Annotated in this window: 21 protein-coding genes; all 21 read left to right on the top strand. The window is 42.1% G+C overall.

Going from position 1 to position 17,605, the window contains the following annotated elements:
- The first annotated feature begins 3 nt into the window (after positions 1-3).
- The 21 genes from ABFY19_RS08390 (at position 4) to ABFY19_RS08290 (ending at position 17,598) form a co-directional block, all read left to right on the top strand.
- The gene (locus tag ABFY19_RS08390) at positions 4-384 is read left to right on the top strand and encodes a hypothetical protein (protein ID WP_418790212.1); all 381 of its coding nucleotides are present in this window, start codon (positions 4-6) and stop codon (positions 382-384) included.
- A gap of 19 nt (positions 385-403) precedes the next feature.
- On the top strand, positions 404-1,195 hold the full coding sequence (whiG, locus tag ABFY19_RS08385; protein WP_418790211.1) for an RNA polymerase sigma factor WhiG: 792 nt from the start codon (positions 404-406) through the stop codon (positions 1,193-1,195).
- A 15-nt stretch (positions 1,196-1,210) separates the two neighbouring features.
- Entirely contained in the window at positions 1,211-2,893 is a 1,683-nt protein-coding gene (locus ABFY19_RS08380) for a FapA family protein (protein WP_418790210.1), read from the top strand.
- Between the two features lie 19 nt (positions 2,894-2,912).
- Positions 2,913-3,233, top strand: a complete 321-nt coding sequence (locus ABFY19_RS08375) for a hypothetical protein (protein ID WP_418790209.1) — start codon at positions 2,913-2,915, stop codon at positions 3,231-3,233.
- Positions 3,234-3,246: 13 nt separating this feature from the next.
- Positions 3,247-3,798, top strand: a complete 552-nt coding sequence (locus ABFY19_RS08370; protein WP_418790208.1) for a hypothetical protein — start codon at positions 3,247-3,249, stop codon at positions 3,796-3,798.
- Positions 3,791-4,270, top strand: a complete 480-nt coding sequence (locus ABFY19_RS08365; RefSeq protein ID WP_418790207.1) for a hypothetical protein — start codon at positions 3,791-3,793, stop codon at positions 4,268-4,270. The genes ABFY19_RS08370 and ABFY19_RS08365 overlap by 8 nt, the downstream gene beginning before the upstream one ends.
- 217 nt (positions 4,271-4,487) lie before the next feature.
- Positions 4,488-5,240 (top strand): 30S ribosomal protein S2, encoded by a 753-nt coding sequence (rpsB, locus tag ABFY19_RS08360; RefSeq protein ID WP_418790206.1) that lies wholly within the window; start codon positions 4,488-4,490, stop codon positions 5,238-5,240.
- A 68-nt stretch (positions 5,241-5,308) separates the two neighbouring features.
- The gene (gene tsf / locus ABFY19_RS08355; protein WP_418790205.1) at positions 5,309-6,196 is read left to right on the top strand and encodes a translation elongation factor Ts; all 888 of its coding nucleotides are present in this window, start codon (positions 5,309-5,311) and stop codon (positions 6,194-6,196) included.
- Positions 6,197-6,380: 184 nt separating this feature from the next.
- On the top strand, positions 6,381-7,106 hold the full coding sequence (gene pyrH, locus ABFY19_RS08350; RefSeq protein WP_418790204.1) for a UMP kinase: 726 nt from the start codon (positions 6,381-6,383) through the stop codon (positions 7,104-7,106).
- The gene (gene frr / locus ABFY19_RS08345; RefSeq protein ID WP_418790202.1) at positions 7,103-7,660 is read left to right on the top strand and encodes a ribosome recycling factor; all 558 of its coding nucleotides are present in this window, start codon (positions 7,103-7,105) and stop codon (positions 7,658-7,660) included. Before pyrH ends, frr begins: the two co-directional genes overlap by 4 nt.
- Before the next feature lie 24 nt (positions 7,661-7,684).
- Positions 7,685-7,897: a hypothetical protein gene (locus ABFY19_RS08340; RefSeq protein WP_418790201.1), complete on the top strand. Its 213-nt coding sequence runs from the start codon at positions 7,685-7,687 to the stop codon at positions 7,895-7,897.
- Between the two features lie 3 nt (positions 7,898-7,900).
- Positions 7,901-8,068 carry a DUF362 domain-containing protein gene (locus ABFY19_RS08335; RefSeq protein ID WP_418790200.1) on the top strand — a complete coding sequence of 56 codons (168 nt, stop codon included), beginning with the start codon at positions 7,901-7,903 and terminating at the stop codon, positions 8,066-8,068.
- 208 nt (positions 8,069-8,276) lie between these two features.
- Positions 8,277-9,077, top strand: coding sequence for an isoprenyl transferase (locus ABFY19_RS08330; protein WP_418790199.1), 801 nt, complete (start codon positions 8,277-8,279; stop codon positions 9,075-9,077).
- A gap of 18 nt (positions 9,078-9,095) precedes the next feature.
- Positions 9,096-9,887 (top strand): phosphatidate cytidylyltransferase, encoded by a 792-nt coding sequence (locus tag ABFY19_RS08325; RefSeq protein ID WP_418790197.1) that lies wholly within the window; start codon positions 9,096-9,098, stop codon positions 9,885-9,887.
- A 12-nt stretch (positions 9,888-9,899) separates the two neighbouring features.
- Positions 9,900-10,964, top strand: coding sequence for a sporulation integral membrane protein YtvI (gene ytvI, locus ABFY19_RS08320; protein ID WP_418790196.1), 1,065 nt, complete (start codon positions 9,900-9,902; stop codon positions 10,962-10,964).
- 38 nt (positions 10,965-11,002) lie between these two features.
- Complete coding sequence (locus ABFY19_RS08315; protein ID WP_418792564.1) at positions 11,003-12,163, top strand: 1-deoxy-D-xylulose-5-phosphate reductoisomerase; 1,161 nt, start codon at positions 11,003-11,005, stop codon at positions 12,161-12,163.
- Between the two features lie 47 nt (positions 12,164-12,210).
- The gene (gene rseP, locus ABFY19_RS08310) at positions 12,211-13,302 is read left to right on the top strand and encodes an RIP metalloprotease RseP (protein WP_418790195.1); all 1,092 of its coding nucleotides are present in this window, start codon (positions 12,211-12,213) and stop codon (positions 13,300-13,302) included.
- Positions 13,303-13,313: 11 nt separating this feature from the next.
- On the top strand, positions 13,314-14,372 hold the full coding sequence (ispG, locus tag ABFY19_RS08305; RefSeq protein WP_418790193.1) for a flavodoxin-dependent (E)-4-hydroxy-3-methylbut-2-enyl-diphosphate synthase: 1,059 nt from the start codon (positions 13,314-13,316) through the stop codon (positions 14,370-14,372).
- Positions 14,373-14,449: 77 nt separating this feature from the next.
- The gene (locus tag ABFY19_RS08300; RefSeq protein ID WP_418790192.1) at positions 14,450-16,183 is read left to right on the top strand and encodes a proline--tRNA ligase; all 1,734 of its coding nucleotides are present in this window, start codon (positions 14,450-14,452) and stop codon (positions 16,181-16,183) included.
- Positions 16,184-16,269: 86 nt separating this feature from the next.
- On the top strand, positions 16,270-16,899 hold the full coding sequence (locus ABFY19_RS08295; RefSeq protein WP_418790190.1) for a glycosyltransferase family 2 protein: 630 nt from the start codon (positions 16,270-16,272) through the stop codon (positions 16,897-16,899).
- 24 nt (positions 16,900-16,923) lie between these two features.
- Positions 16,924-17,598, top strand: a complete 675-nt coding sequence (locus ABFY19_RS08290; RefSeq protein ID WP_418790189.1) for an MgtC/SapB family protein — start codon at positions 16,924-16,926, stop codon at positions 17,596-17,598.
- Positions 17,599-17,605 lie beyond the last annotated feature (7 nt).

Below are 17,605 nucleotides of genomic sequence, written 5' to 3'. Positions count from 1 at the left end.
TAAGTGTTTTCGGGATATAGACGGGTTTTAGTTTTGGTATTTGGTACGGTTTTCTTATTGATAATGTTTATTGGTCTCCTATCCGGTGTAACCCTTAAAGCCTGTCTAGGCCGGGCTTTTTTGGCAGGCATGTCGTTTTCGGTATTGCTATGGGTACTTTTCAGATTGATAGGCAAATATGCCTTGCCATTGCCTGATGCGAGAGAGAGTCTTTTTGCACAAAGCCATGATGTGGGCGGACAGTTGGACTTTACGGTTTCAGATCCTCTAGATGAGTTTTCGCCTATTAATGCAAAACAAATTGACCCTGATTTGGAGAGAGTTATCAACAATGACCCGGAGAGAATGGCAGAAATTATTAAGAAAATGGGTAATGATGAATAAAATCCTGTAGGAGGTTTTTATGAACCCTTCTGTTGCTGCAAATGAAATTGGACAGTTATGGAAACGTTATAAGATTCATAACGATGTTTCTGCCAGAGAGCAGCTAATCCTGTCTTATGTGGGACTGGTTAAGTATGTTGCCGGTCGGATGGTGATTTCCCTACCACCGAGTGTGCAGCAGGATGACCTGATAAGTTACGGGATATTTGGGCTGATGGATGCCATTGAAAAATTTGAACTCGAACGCAACATCAAGTTTGAGACTTATGCTATTGCCAGGATTAAGGGAGCTATTTGGGATGGTTTAAGGTCTATGGATTGGGTTCCCTATTCGGTTCGGCAGAAGGCTAAAGAACTTGAATATACATATGCCAGACTTGAAAGTAAACTTGGAAGGGCAGCAACAGATGACGAAGTTTGCGATGCTCTTAGTATAAGCAAGCCACAATTTGTTCAATTATTGATGGAAACCAGTTTTACTTCCTTTTTATCACTTGACGAGATATGGAAATTTGACAAGGATGGAGTTAATTCTATCAGGGTGATTGAAACTATTGAGGATGAAAAAGCTGTTGATCCTGTTTCAATGGTAATGTTTGAAGAGAGAAAACTAACTTTGACCGATGCCATAAACAAACTTCCGGAACGGGAAAAGCTGGTAATTGCTCTGTACTATTATGAGGGACTAACACTAAAAGAAATTGGCAAAGTACTGGGTGTTACCGAGTCCAGGATATCACAGCTGCATACTAAGGCTGTTTTGCGGCTCCGCGGCCGCTTAAGCAGGGTGAAAAAAAAGATTTTCGATTAAATGGAGGATAACCAAATGAGTGAGGATGCCTTAAAAAATCTTACCCAACAGGATATGGAAAAGATTCTTGAAAAAGCTGAGGATGTAGCTAATGGTATGTTGGAAAACGGTAAAATGCACCTGCAGTTTAAACCAGATGGGGTGTTCCTTACTATAACTCCCCCAGGCGTGAGTGGTTTGGTAATAACTTTGGAACATGTTGCTAGGGAACTGGATTTGCGGGGCATCAAAAACGTTGATTCCAGAAAGGTTCAGCAAGTAGTTAAAGAAATGAAAGGGGTTCCTGAATTAATTGCACCACATCAGGAAGAATGTGAACAAGATGGGCATGTACTGGTAGAACTTAGTAAAAACAAAATGGAGGCCTATATAACTGTATATCCTCCTAGGGGCAAGGGAAAACCGGTTACCAGAAATGACATTGAAAAGGCCCTGAAGGATAACAATGTTGTTCACGGAATATTAGAAAATGCAATTGATTTTGCTCTGAAATCAGGCCAAATGGGGGAAGTCCTGACAATAGCCGCAGGCTCTGAACCGGTTGATGGGGAAAGTGCTGTAATTGAATATAAGGTTAATTCTGCAAGTCTAGGAAAACCGGAAGAACTTGTTGATGGCAGGGTGGATTTTTATAACCTGCACATGATTCAAAATGTTGAACCGGGGCAGGAGCTTGCTGTTAAAATACCGGCTAAGCCTGGAACCTCGGGATTCACCGTTACCGGAGTAGAAATTCCCGCAAAACCCGGCAAAGATGTTCAACTGACCGTTGGGAAGAATGTTAAGCTTAGTGATGACCGTAATATTGCTGTAGCTGCTGCAAATGGGCATGTGGTAATAGCCGGAAACACTATAAGTGTTTCTAATATATATGAAATTAACGGCGATGTTGATTTTAATACCGGAAACATAGAGTTTAACGGTACTGTTGTTGTTAAGGGCAGTCTCAGGGAAGGGTTTAAAATTGTTGCTGACGGTGATGTTGATGTAATGGGCAACATAAGTGACGGAATTGTAGAATGTACAGGTACCCTTAAGGTAAAGAACGGTATAATTGGCAGAAGCAAGTCCAGGATTAAGGCCGGAGGAAGTGTTATTAGCAGATTTATTGAAAATTCGGTACTGGAGTCTGGAATTGACGTAATAGTTGGAGAAGCTATTATGCACAGTAGAGTTAATGCTCGAAAGTCAGTTGTGGTAGGAGGTAAGGGGGTTATAGTCGGCGGGCTTGTCAGAGCCGGTGAAGAAATAAACTGTAAAACTGTAGGTTCTTCTATGGCCACTGCAACGGAGTTGGAAACAGGTGTAAATCCGGAACTGAGGCGCAGATGTTCAGTTGTTTCAAAGGAGAAGCAGGCTAAGGAAGCTGATTTAGAAAAGGCAGAAAAGGCAGTTAAATTATTAAAGCACTTGGAGCAGACCCAGGGTTCCCTTCCTGATGATAAAAAAGCGATACTTGTCAGAGTTGCCAAAGTACATGGAGAAATCACCCGTGAAATTGAAGAACTTAAAACCTTGCTTGCAGACATTGAGGCACAAATACAGCAGTCCGGGCGGGGACGCATTAAAGTTCATGGAGTTATATGTCCGGGAGTTAAAGTGACCATTGGCTCGGCAACCATGCAGGTATTTGACGACCTGCCGTTTGTGACTCTGACAAATGTGATGGGAGAAATAAAAATTAACCCATACAAATAATGATAGGTGGTGGAAGATTATGACTTTGCGTCCCATTGACATGCAGGTTCTTCTGCCGAAGGTTTCCGAAGTTAATCGTAACCAGCCTATACAGAATCAGCAGGACCATACTCAACAGCAGCAATTAGCTGCAGAGTTCCAGAAACAAATGGACATACAGAAGCATAAGGTGCGTAATTCCGAGAAATCTGACGGACAGAGAATCGAACAAGAAACTGGGGATAAGGCTTCCGGTCATAATGAAGCAAGGGAAAAAAGTCGCCAGGGAGGAAAAGAAGAGGAAAAACAGGAAGAGCTAAAAGACCCTGACAGAGGAAAACTTTTTGATATCAAGATATAAAGGGTGTGAGGTTTTGAGTTACCTGTTTATATTTTTAGGAGCAATATTTGTTGGACTTGCTGTTTGGCGGGGCCGCGTTTCTGATGTCATCAGACAGCAGGAAATTCAGGAATACAGGCAGTTAAAGAAGGACCTGCGGCTGGCCAGGAGTGATGTTGAAATGCTTTTAGACCAGCTAGAAGCTGTATCTGAAAAAGTTGTTGCAGATGTTTCCGCCGGTATTGAGGAAGCTGAGATTATCAAGGATTTAAAAATACTCGAAGTTATGGAAAAGGAAAAAGAAAAAGAAAAACCTCAAAACAATTCCGGCCCCGTTTCCGTTACAGCTAAAAAAACAAACAATACTATTATGTTTCCGCGGAGTTTCGCCTCTCCAGAGGATGAAGGAGCAAGTACTGCCAGTTTGGTTTCCAAGATGGAATTATCTGCTAAACACCAGATGGTTTATGCCATGGAACGTCTCGGTTATCCTGAGGACGAGATTGCCAGGCAGATGAACATTGGGAAAGGTGAGGTAAGTCTAATACTCCAGATAAAAAGAAAAGGTGAAGAATTGAATGCTTAATATATTCAATAAGGATTTTCTGCTTGGAATAGGTTTTGGTTTTTTAGTAAGTGCACTTTTAGTTAATTTTTTGGGTTCAGAAAAATTGACCGATAGTCAGATTATGGACAGAGCAACACAGCTAGGCATGGTATACCAGGAGAGCGCTGATATAGAAACAGATAAGACACCTGTACTTCCTAAAGAAAACACTGTTGATGATACTGAGAAAAATTCAAACACAGAAGACGTAAACATAGAAAAAGTAAATATGCCAGAACAACCAGAAGTTGTTAAATTTGTAATAAAGGCGGGAACAGGCTCGGAAAAGATTGCCCGGATGCTTGAAGAACAGGGTGTGGTTGCAGACCGTAATAAGTTTTATCAATTGGTAACTGAAAAGAATGCTCACCGTTATTTTAGAACAGGTACTTTTAATCTGCCATGCGGCGCAGACATGGAACAAATATTGGAAATCCTTACAGGGAAGTAATGAATTTTATCAATAGCCTGAGGAATTTGACATCCTTGTATAAAAATTTCCATTCAATGCAATAATATTACTTGCACTCGATTAAAATTTATGCTACAATATCAAACGGTGTAAAATACACACGTTTCCGGATTTTTGCAGGGGTGCCGGGAATTCCGGACCTGTAGGAAGATGAACGGAACGGAGGAAAAAACCACTGAGAGAGGAGGTGACTCCAATGGCTATTATTTCCATGAAGCAGCTTTTGGAAGCCGGAGTTCACTTTGGACACCAGACACGCAGGTGGAACCCGAAAATGGCGGAGTATATTTTTACCGACCGGAACGGGATTTATATTATTGACCTGCAGCGAACTGTCAAGAAAGTTGATGAAGCATATAATTTTGTCAGGCAGTTGGCTTTAGAAGGTAAAACAATCATGTTTGTGGGAACCAAAAAACAAGCTCAGGATGCTGTCAGAGAGGAAGCAGCCCGTTGTGGCATGTTTTTTGTAAACCAGCGTTGGCTTGGCGGAACCTTAACTAATTTCCAGACAATCAAAAGGCGTATTGACCGTCTTCATGAACTGGAAAGGATGGAGGCTGACGGGACATTTACGGTTCTTCCCAAAAAAGAAGTGGCTGTCTTAATGCATGAAAAGGAGAAACTGGAGAAGTTTCTTGGCGGCATTAAGGAAATGAAAAGCCTTCCCAGTGCACTGTTTATTGTTGACCCTCGCAAAGAGCGCATAGCAGTGGCAGAAGCACGTAAACTTGGGATTCCTATAATTGCAATAGTTGATACCAACTGTGACCCCGATGAGATCGATTTTGTAATCCCCGGCAATGATGATGCTATTAGGGCAGTCAAATTACTGACTTCTAAGATGGCAGAGGCAGTAATTGAAGGGATTAACATGAATAAGGACAATGAAGCTGATGCTGAAGGTGATGTAAATACTGATGCAGAGGCAGAAGTAATGGAAGCATAAACAAATCAGGGTGACCAGGGTTGTTGAGGAGCCCTAGTCACCCTTATTTTTAAGGAGGAAAAAATACAATGGTAACTGCTGCAATGGTTAAAGAATTGCGGGAACGCACCGGTGCCGGAATGATGGATTGTAAAAAAGCCCTCGCCGAAACTGCGGGCGACATGGAAAAGGCAATCGAATATTTACGTGAAAAAGGCCTTGCTGCTGCAGCCAAGAAATCAGGGCGTATTGCTGCTGAGGGATTGGTTTTGGCAAAAGTTGCTTCAAGTAACAAAAAAGCTGTACTTTTGGAAGTAAACTGTGAAACAGATTTTGTAGCTAAAACAGACCAATTCAAAGCATTTGTTGATGAAGTTGCCGATATAATTTTACATAAAAATCCGGCAAATGTTGAAGAACTTCTTCAGGTTAAGAACGACACAGGTACCGTTAGTGAACTGCTTACTGAAAAAGTCGCCAAAATCGGGGAAAACATTTCGATACGCCGTTTCATATCCTTCGAGACATCAGATGGATTTGTGGAGGCATATGTGCATGGTGTGGGCCGTATTGGGGTATTGGTAGAGCTTTCAGGGAATGCAGATAACATTCAGGAAGTAGGCAAAGATGTGGCTATGCAGGTTGCTGCATCCAAGCCGGAATATGCTTTGCGTGATCAGGTTCCTGCTGATACTATCGAAAAAGAAAAGGAAATTTTAAAAGTTCAGGCTATGAATGAAGGGAAACCTGAAAACATTGCTGAGAAAATTGTCATTGGCAGAATAGAGAAATATTACAAGGAAAATTGCTTGGTTGAACAACCGTTCATAAAGGATCCTGATATAACTGTACAGCAGATGCTTGACCAAAAACAGGTTAAGGTATCCCGTTTTGCTCGTTTTGAAATGGGTGAAGGACTTCAAAAGAAGGAAAATGACCTTGCAGCAGAGGTTGCCGCTATGCAGAAAAAGTGTTAGTCTGGGAAGCCTTGTGACTGTTTTAAAAAAAGAGAACACTCCGGGTGTTCTCTTTTTTTAGCAGATAGTAAACTATTAAAATTTCACACTATCTGCGTAATCTGTTAAAATAAATATTATTTCCCAAAAGGATTTTTTATTGTTGCGTAGAACATTAATCAGAGAAATGGGAGGCAGCAACTACATGGATAAGCCTAAATATACAAGAGTAGTTCTGAAACTGAGCGGGGAGGCATTAGCCGGCAAGAAAGGGTTTGGTATCGACCCAGAAACTGTATTTTCAATAGCAGAACAGATTAAGGAAATTATTTCCCATAAAGTTCAAGTTAGTATTGTTGTCGGAGGGGGTAATTTTTGGCGGGGCATTGCGGGCAGTACTAAGGGAATGGATAGAGCTACCGCGGATTACATGGGTATGATGGCAACAGTAATGAACTCGCTGGCGTTGCAAGATGCCCTCGAAAAACTGGATGTTAACACCAGGGTGCTTACTGCTATAGAAATGCGTGAAGTTGCTGAACCTTATATTCGCCGTCGTGCCATCAGGCATCTTGAAAAAGGCCGGGTGGTAATTTTTGGTGCGGGAACAGGAAATCCATATTTCTCTACTGATACAACTGCAGCCTTAAGAGCTGCAGAAATAGAGGCTGAAGTTATCCTTATGGCGAAGCAGGTAGACGGGGTTTATGATTGCGATCCTGTTAAAAATCCTAACGCTAAGAGGTATAATGAGCTATCTTATATTGAAGTCCTTAACAAGGGACTTGGAGTTATGGATTCAACCGCAACCTCCTTGTGTATGGACACTAAAATTCCAATTATAGTATTTAACCTTATTGAAAGAGGAAATATAAAACGTGTTGTAATGGGTGAAAATATTGGTACATTTGTCGGGGGTGAATTAAAGTGATTAAAGAGGTTGTGAGTGAATCTGAAGAGAGAATGAAAAAAGCCATTGGCGTATTACGTAAGGAACTTGCTTCTTTGAGAGCGGGAAGGGCCACTCCGGCTCTTTTGGACAAAATACTTGTTGATTACTATGGTGTTTCTACTCCTATCAACCAAATGGCTAATATCTCTGTTCCCGAACCGCGCTTGTTGCTTATTCAGCCATGGGATAAAAAAGTAATCAGTGATATTGAAAAAGCAATCCAAAAATCAGATCTTGGACTGAATCCTAATAATGACGGCTCAGTTATCAGGCTGACAATTCCGCAGCTTACTCAGGAAAGAAGAATTGAGCTGGTCAAGGTGGTTAAGAAAAAGTCTGAGGAGGCTAGGGTTGCTGTTCGAAATATCCGAAGAGATGCCAATGACAACCTTAAATCTTTTGAAAAGAGTGGAGATATTACTGAGGATGATAGTAAGAGGGGCCATGAAGAGGTTCAAAAATTGACGGACAGTTGTATAAAAGAAATTGACCAAGTCCTGGCAAATAAAGAAAAAGAGATTATGGAGGTTTAATTATTACAGGATTGAGGGATATGTATGGAGCTGCCTGATGTAATTGGGTTTGTGCTGGATGAGGCATTGAATGTCATTCAGAACTGTGGTTATGAAGTTAAAGAAATAATTTCACTAAAATCGCCGTACAAACCAGCCGGACCTATTGGAATAGCCCGAGTAGTGCGTCTTTCCCCTACAGGAAACGGCGGACTACAGGTTATCATTACATATCAGGATTATAGAAAGGAGGTGTAACATATGGCCTACAAAATTACTGATGAATGTGTAGCTTGCGGTTCTTGTCTTGATACTTGCCCCAATGATGCCATTTCAGAAGGTGATATTTATGTAATTAATGCGGATGAATGTGTTGATTGCGGCGCTTGTGCCGAAGCTTGCCCCACAGGAGCAATTGTTGAAGAGTAGTTAACAAGAGACTGACTCATAACTAATGAGTTGGTCTCTTTTATTTCAGCCAAAACTCATAAAAGAAAGGGGAGTATACCCGTAAGATTTTACTTTTGGGAGCTTCTCCTTTTTTGTTTCATAAAAAAATTATAATATAAATATAAAATAGTAGTAATTAATGGTATAATATATCTTAACAATTCCTGTAAGTCCAGGAGGCTGCTAAATGGTTTGCGGATGGCTAAGTGTGTTAGGATTAGGCAAAAATAAAAACAGTTCCCCTGAGGTTGATTTATATAAGTCACTTGATTCTGACAAATTGCCTGTACATATTGCTATTATTATGGATGGAAATGGGCGCTGGGCAACTCAGCGCGGGCTGCCAAGAGCATTAGGACATCGAGCAGGTGTTGATTCATTGAGAGACATAGTGAGAACATGCTCGGCTCTTGGGGTGGGTTTTTTGACTGTATATGCATTTTCCACGGAGAACTGGAAAAGGCCGGCTGAGGAAGTTGCTACTCTGATGGATCTTTTGGCCGAATACCTTTATAAGGAGCTCAATGAACTGAACAAAAACAATGTCCGGGTTAAAACTATCGGAAGAATTGATGAGCTTCCTGTCAAGTCACGGGAAGCACTGGCAATGGCAGAAAAAGAAACCTTGCGGAATACCGGGCTTACCTTGAACCTGGCCTTGAATTACGGGGGAAGAAATGAGATAACAGAAGCGGTCAAACAGATTGGCCGAGATGCTTCAGCAGGGAAACTAAATCCAGATGAAATTGATGAGAACATAATTTCCGGATATCTATACACTGCCGGAATTCCTGACCCTGATTTGCTAATCAGGCCTTCCGGAGAAAAACGTATAAGTAATTTTTTGCTATGGCAGGTTGCTTATGCTGAATTTTGGTATTCTCCTGTACTTTGGCCGGATTTCCGGAAAGAGCATTTATTGGAGGCTCTGGTTGATTATCAGAACCGCCAGAGAAGGTTTGGCGGGTTGCATCAAAGCAAAAGATAAGGCCGGTGATTGCAAAAGATGTTATTATATAGAGTTTTGAGCGCTGTAGTTGGTATCCCAGTTGTACTTTGCCTTGTTTGGTATGGCAGCATTCCTTTAACATTAGCGGTATTAATAATTTCATTACTAGGCATTCATGAAACAGGGGCTCTCTTTAAAAAGATCGGGAATAATGTTTGGATGCCAGGAGCTTTTTTGGGAGGATTTTTATTTGTAATTAATGCCCATTTAGTGAATATTGATTTGCTGGGTATTTTTTTACTGACGGTTATAGCTGCTGGTTTAATCTATCTTGTAATGTCATATCCCAGGTTTAATATGATTGACTTAGCGGTAACGGTATTCATTTCTTTATATGCCGGTTGGCTTTTAACACATATTATAAACTTGAGACAACTTCCGGGGGGCTTTCATTTAGTGTTTTTGATGATGGGAGCGACATGGAGTACTGATACGTTTGCATATTTTATAGGCAGTGCCTGGGGGAAAACAAAGTTAGCTCCATTGCTTAGCCCAAACAAGTCTGTTGAAGGCTCAATTGGAGGTATTTTAGGGAGTGTAGCTGTATCCGTTGTTTTCTGGGCAGTCGGGCAGCATTTTGCTATTATACACTATATTATTATAGGGATCCTTGTTGGGTTAATGGGTCAGGTTGGTGACCTGGCGGAATCTGCGCTTAAGCGATTTGCCGGAGTAAAAGATTCCGGAAAAATTATTCCCGGTCATGGGGGCATTATGGACAGATTTGATAGTATGCTGATTACAGCTCCTGTTATATATTATTACCTAAAACTTGTTATTTTTGTTTAAAGGTGGGTTATTGTGAAAGAGTTCTCTAAAACTTTAATATTTATATTGCTGGGAGCTATAGCAGCATATCTTTTGGGACGTTATGTAGCCCCGATTTTAGCGCCATTTATTTTAGCTCTGTTTCTTACCTTTTTTATGGAACCTTTGGTTGTATTATTCCAGAAAAAGCTGCGTTTTCCTAGAATAGCTGCTGTTGCAGTTACAATGCTGATTGTATTTGGCGGCACCGGGTTGGTGATTATTGCCATCGTCACCAGGTTGATTGTTGAGCTTGTTTTTTTAACCACATTTTTACCTGACTATATAGATAATATTAAATCAGTTGTTTTATCTCTCAGGAGTATGGCTGAATCCTATTACCTCGCTTTGCCGCAGGAGGTTACAGAATTTATCAGTGAGAAGGTAACCGGTGCTGATTACAGCCTGGATTCTATACTGGGCAGGGCGGAAAAAGTAACCAGCACTGTGCTTAATGCATTGATGAACCTTATTTCATCAGTTCCAACCTTTATTTTGCTGATAATTATAGCTGGTATTGCTACTTATTTTATGGCCAAAGATAAACGTATTTTAATTGGATTTTGGCTGAAGTTAATACCGGCGCCATACGGCAATAAAATTCTTGAGGTGGTTAAGGATATTTTTCAAGCAGTTATCAGTTATATTAGAGCAATACTGGTACTGATTACCCTAACATTTTTGCAGACACTTATTGGCCTTCATTTGATTGGTGCTCCTTATGCCTTGATTATGGCGCTAATTATAGGGGTGGCAGACATTATTCCGGTTCTGGGCCCAAGCACTATTTACCTGCCCTGGATTATATGGGAGTTTGCTACAGGGGATATTTCGTTTGCCGTCAAACTTACTATCCTTTATGGAGTCGTTATTATTATCCGGCAAGTTTTGGAGACGAAAATTGTTTCCAGTTCTATAGGCCTGCACCCATTAGCTACCCTTATCAGTATGTATGTAGGCCTTCAGCTTATGGGAACAGCCGGAGTAATTGCCGGTCCGCTGTTTATTATTGCTCTTAAAGCTTTTGGTTCTGCCGGTTTGCTGAGGTGGAAAAGTTGAAAATTGACCTTATAGTATAGTATCATATAGGAGAAGATATAATGAAGAATATTGCTGTACTTGGCAGTACAGGTTCTATTGGGACTCAGACACTTGAGGTTGCAGACATGTTTCCTGACAGATTTCAGGTAGTAGGGCTGGCTGCAGGCAGCAGCCTGCAAAAGCTTGCAATACAGGTGCATAAGTATCAACCAAAGATTGTGAGCATAGGAAGTGCTGATGATATTTCGCATTTCAGAACCTTAATCCCGCCAGATATTGAAGTTGTTTCAGGTGTGCAGGGTATGTCGGAGATTGCCGGGATGGCAGAAGCTGATATTGTGGTAACGTCAATTACCGGTACTCTTGGGCTGCTGCCAACCGTAGAGGCAATCAATGCAGGCAAAAATATTGCTCTGGCCAATAAGGAAACTCTGGTAGCAGCAGGCGAAATCGTTATGAAGCTGGCCCGTCAAAAAGGTGTTAGTATTTTACCGGTTGACAGTGAACATTCGGCAATATTCCAGTGTCTTAATGGAGAGCAACCTTCCCGGGTCGGCAGGCTGATACTTACTGCTTCCGGAGGGCCGTTCCGGAACTGCTCACGCAGCCAGCTTAGGAGTGTAACTGTTGCCGAGGCCCTAAAGCATCCTAATTGGGCCATGGGGCCTAAAATTACTATTGATTCAGCAACAATGATGAATAAAGGGCTTGAGGTAATTGAAGCTCGCTGGCTTTTTGATATGGAGTTGCATAATATTGATGTGCTGATTCATCCTCAGAGCATTATCCATTCCATGGTGGAGTTCACCGATGGTTCGGTGATAGCCCAGTTAGGTTTGCCTGATATGAAACTGCCGATACAATATGCACTAACATATCCGGACAGGGTGGAAAATGACTTTCCTAGGCTTGACTTAGCGGCGATAGCACAGTTATCTTTTGCGGCACCCCGCACGGAAAATTTTCCCTGTCTTGACCTGGCATATGAGGCCGGCCTGAAGGGTGGCACAATGCCTGCAGTGATGAATGCCGCTAATGAAAAGGCTGTAGAAATGTTTTTAAACGGACTGATAAGATTTTTGGGAATTCCGTTATTAATTGAAAAAGTTATGGCTAACCATACTTTGATACAGAACCCTGTTTTAGACGATATTCTTGCAAGTGATATGTGGGCCCGTGAAGAAGCTGAGTCTATAGCCGGGAAAATGATAATATAAGTAATGGCAGCTATGATATTTAAAATATAAAATAGAAGGTGAAAAAAATGCCGGATTGGTTAATATATATTCCATATGCGATTGTGGTTTTCGGAGTACTTGTGCTGGTACATGAGCTGGGACATTTTTCGGTAGCTAAACTTGTTGGGGTTCGGGTATATGAATTCAGTATTGGATTTGGACCACGGCTGCTCAGATTTAAGAAGGGTGAAACTGCTTATAACATTAGGGTTTTTCCGTTGGGCGGATTTGTGCGTATGGCTGGAATGGACCCTGAAGAGGACCAACGGGAGTTAGAGGCAGCAAAGAATGATAAAACGAGTAATCATGAAGACTTTTCTACAGCTGGGATTATTCCTCCTGAGAGAAGTTTTGCCAACAAAACTGTTCTCCAGAGAATGGCCATAATTGCTGCCGGGCCTATAATGAATTTTGCCCTAGCAGTACTATTGTTTGCTATAATTGTTTGGGTTTCAGGGGTTCCAGCGAATAAAATCAATCAGGTTATACCTGATAGGCCGGCAGCAGAGGCAGGCATTAAAACAGGAGACATCATTACCCGGATTGATAATCAGAAAATTAATACTTGGGAAGATATATTGCGAGTTATTCACGCTAGTCCCGGCAAGCAGCTTATGATTGAAATCCAAAGGGGTCAGGAGACAAAGGTCTTTGAAGTCAAACCGGAAAGAGATCCAGAGACTCAGTGGGGGTTGATAGGGATTACTCCCCAGACCAGAAGACCTGGGGTTTTCGAGTCGTTAAAGCAAGGATTTGTGAACACATACGAGATGCTGGTAATGACTTTTGTGTTTATTGGCAAAATGATTTCACAGGAAATGCCCGTAGAGCTAGGCGGACCTGTTAGAATTACTTATGAACTGGGTAAGGCAGCCGAGATGGGGCTCATCTTTCTGATAAACATTGCAGCCTTCCTCAGCCTGCAAATAGGTATTTTTAACCTTCTGCCAATACCTGCCTTGGATGGAAGCAGATTAGCTTTTCTGGCTTGGGAAGGAATCAGGGGGAATCCGGTTGACCAAACAAAAGAAAACTTTATCCATATGGTAGGATTAATGTTTTTACTCTTAATAATGTTAGTTATTACTTATCAAGATATTGTTCACATGCTTAGTTAGGAGGCAGAACTTTGCAGAGAAGGTCAACACGGCAGATAATTATCGGAAACGTACCTGTCGGAGGAGGTGCTCCGGTTGTAATTCAGTCAATGACCAATACGGATACCCGAGATATCACGGCTACAGTTAATCAAATTAGGGGTCTGGCCGAAGCCGGCTGTGAGTTAGTTAGGGTGGCAGTACCGGACAGCGTTGCTGCTGATGCTTTGCAGGAAATTATACGCCTGAGTCCTGTGCCGTTGATAGCAGATATTCATTTTGATTATAAGCTTGCTATAAAATCTATTGTTAATGGAATCAGTGGGCTTCGGATTAATCCCGGTAATATTGGCGGTGCTAATCGTGTCAAAGAAGTTATCAGCGCGGCAAGGGAACGTCGGATTCCTATTAGAGTTGGGGTAAATGCAGGTTCATTGGACAAGACCATTCTGGATAAATACGGCAGGGTAACTTCTGCAGGTCTTGTTGAAAGTGCTTTACAGCATGTGAGGCTTTTGGAAGAAAACAATTATTTTGATATTAAAATCTCTTTAAAAGCTTTTGACATTCCCTTGATGATTGAAGCCTATCAGAAAATATCAGAAAAAGTTGATTACCCGCTCCATATAGGAGTAACAGAAGCGGGAACTCCCTGGGCCGGGACCATAAGGTCTGCCGTGGGGATTGGAAGCCTTCTTAGTCAGGGGATTGGCGATACTCTAAGGGTTTCCCTGACAGGCGATCCTTTGGAAGAGGTCGGGGTAGGGTTTGAGATACTGAAAGCGCTTGAACTGCGACAAAGGGGACCTGTTATAGTGTCCTGTCCTACCTGTGGCAGGACGGAAATCGATTTAATTGGGATTGCTCAAGAGGTGGAACAAAAGATTCTGCATATTAAAAAGCCTTTGAAGGTGGCAATTATGGGATGTGTAGTCAATGGTCCGGGGGAAGCCAAGGATGCGGATATAGGTATTGCCGGGGGCCGGGGTGTCGGATTATTGTTTAAGAAAGGACAGGTTGTCAGGAAAATTCCTGAAGAATGTTTGGTTCAGGAGTTCTTAAAAGAAATTTTCAACATGGCATGTGAATAGAAATTGAGAACTAAACTATTTTTTTTGGGATAAAATGTATCCAAAAAATGGATACTATAGGGGGAGGTCGGTTTTTTATGAAGATATCTGAAATTTTTGCTCCCACACTCAGGGAAGTACCTGCTGAGGCGGAGGTAATTAGCCATATTTTGATGTTACGGGCAGGCATGATTAGAAAGGCGGCTTCAGGAGTTTACACATTTCTTCCGTTAGGATATCGTATCATTAAAAAGGTAATTGAAATTGTTAGGGAAGAAATGGACAATAAGGGCGGCCAGGAACTGATGCTCCCTATAATACAGCCAGCCGAACTCTGGATGCAATCAGGCAGATGGCATGTTTACGGTGATGAGCTGTTCAGGCTTAAGGACAGGCACGGCAGGGATTTTTCTTTGGGACCGACTCATGAAGAAATTATTACTGACCTGGTGAAGGGGGATGTAAGAAGCTATAAACAGCTGCCACTCTTGTTGTATCAAATTCAGAACAAGTACCGGGATGAACGGCGGCCCCGGTTTGGTCTGATGCGCGGCCGGGAATTTATTATGAAAGACCTGTATTCGTTTGACAAGGATAATGAAGGTCTTGATGTAACATACCACAAAATGTATGATGCCTATATCAGGATTTTTACACGCTGTGGGCTGCGCTTTAGGCCTGTGGAGGCTGACCCGGGGGCTATTGGGGGAAGCGGCGGTACCCATGAATTTATGGTTGTCGCCGATTCTGGTGAAGCCGCAATTGTGTATTGTGATACATGTAATTATGCCGCCAATGTAGAAAAGGCCGAATCAGTCCCGGCACCTGGAAACACAGATGAAAACATGAAGGAAATGCAGGAGATAAGTACACCTGGGGTCAAGACAATTGACGAAGTTTCCGGGTTCCTGAGCATTGCTTCTGATAAACTGCTAAAGACACTTATTTATCGAACCGAGGCCGAAACAGTCGCGGTAATAGTTCGGGGTGACCGCGAAATTAATGAAATTAAGCTCCAGAATTTACTTGGCTCTCTGCAATTGGAAATGGCAGATGAGAGGACAGTTCAGGAAATTACCGGGGCTGCTCCCGGGTTTTCCGGACCTTTAGGACTGGGGGATATACGCATAATTGCAGATAAAGAAATTATGCAGATGAGAAATACTATAACCGGGGCCAATAAGATGGATACACATATGCTGAATGTTAACCCGGGAAGGGATTTTGAACCCTCCCAGAGTGCTGATATCAGGCTGGTCAGGGAAGGGGAAAAGTGTCCTAGGTGTCAAGGCATACTAATGGAAGCAAGGGGTATTGAGGTTGGCCAGGTATTTAAACTTGGAACAAAATACAGTGAAGCAATGGGAGCACGGTACCTTGATGAAAATGGCAAGGAAAAACTGATGGTTATGGGATGCTATGGAATAGGGGTAAGTCGTACGGTAGCAGCATCTATAGAGCAGAACCATGATAAGGACGGAATTATTTGGCCAATGCCTATTGCACCTTTTCATGCTGTGGTTGTGCCTGTTAGTGTTAAAGACAAAAAGCAGCTTGAACTGGCACAGCAAATCTATAAATCCTTAAATGAGATTGGTGTGGAAGCTGTTATTGATGATAGGAATGAGCGGCCTGGTGTCAAATTCAAGGATGCCGACCTGATCGGGTTTCCGTTGCGGGTTGTAGTGGGGACCAAAGCGGTTGAGGAGGGCATTGTTGAGATTAAACATCGTAGAACAGGAGATGTCCGTAATACTGCGGTTACCGATGCAGCTTTAGTTATTCATAAGATTGTTGCCGACGAAATTGCCGAATCAATGCCCATATCCTAGGAAACCAGATTTTGGCAACATATTGGCATATCTATAATATGTTCGAATAATTATTAATCAGTGCTGTACCGGGGGGAGGGACTGTTGTGAAATCAGCAGTTATTATTCCGGCATACAATGAGGAACAAACGATTGGTAAAGTTATCGAAGTTGTAAAACAGGTACCCTTTATAGAAGAAACTATAGTTATCAGTGACGGCTCAACAGATAATACTGCAGATGTTGCCAGGTTATTAGGTGCTAAAGTAATTACTTTGGAACAGAATCTTGGCAAAGGTGGTGCTATGATGGTAGGGGTTAATAACACAAGTGCTGATGTTGTCTTATTTCTGGATGCCGACTTGCTTGGACTTCAGCCCCTTCACGTGGTTGATTTGCTCTTGCCTGTTCTTGAGGGCCGAGCTGAAATGACAGTAGGTATTTTTGAACATGGTCGGCTGGCTACAGACCTGGCACAGTTTTTTGCTCCATATTTATCAGGACAGCGTGCTGTAAAAAGACAATTGTTCCGTCAAATTTCTAACCTGGAAATGTCTAGGTATGGGGTAGAAGTAGCTATGACGAGATTTGCCAAATCTGCAGGAATTTCCGTACTGGAAGTTGAATTAAGAGATATGACTCATGTTATGAAAGAAGAAAAAATGGGAGTTGTCCGGGGATTTGTGGCCAGGCTTAAAATGTACTGGGAGATTGCCAAGTTTGTTGGGCGGGGTTAAGCAGAAATTGAGGGGGGAAAGTTATTGCCTGGTACCGATGAAATACAGATTATAATTCGACTTATAATGGCAGGGGTATTGGGAGGTTTAATCGGGTTTGAGCGTGAAAGCCTTAATAAAACGGCAGGGTTCAGGACACATATTCTGGTTTGTGTCGGGTCAGCTCTGATTATGCTGGTATCTAAGGACTTATATGAAATGTACAAGGGTACAACTAATATTGACCCCGGAAGGATAGCGGCACAAGTTGTCAGTGGTATGGGTTTTTTGGGAGCTGGTACAATTCTGCGTGAAGGGGCTACTGTTAAGGGCCTGACAACTGCTGCCAGCCTGTGGGTAGTTGCCGGAGTGGGTCTTGCTATTGGCGCCGGGTTCTATTTTTCTGCATTAGTAGCTACAGGGGTTGTTTTTCTGACCCTTGTTTATTTGGCCAAAGTTGAAAAATTAATTACCGAACTAACACGAGTCGTGCTGCTTTCGGTTACGACAGAGAATGTACCCGGTCAGTTTGGGCGTGTTGGCGTATATCTCGGTGAACAAGGCATCATAATTCTTAATTTACGAAGGAAACGACTTAGTGACGACAGGCGAGTCAAATTTGAAATTGGCATCAAGGTTCCGCCTAATACAGATATTAACAAAGTAATGTATGGACTGGGTGAAATGACAGGTGTTTTTCAGGTAGAACTAGGTGAATAACAGGAAC

The organism is Phosphitispora sp. TUW77 (assembly GCF_048453025.1).
GTDB lineage: Bacteria > Bacillota > Thermincolia > Thermincolales > UBA2595 > Phosphitispora.
This window is presented reverse-complemented; position numbering and strand designations above follow the sequence as displayed.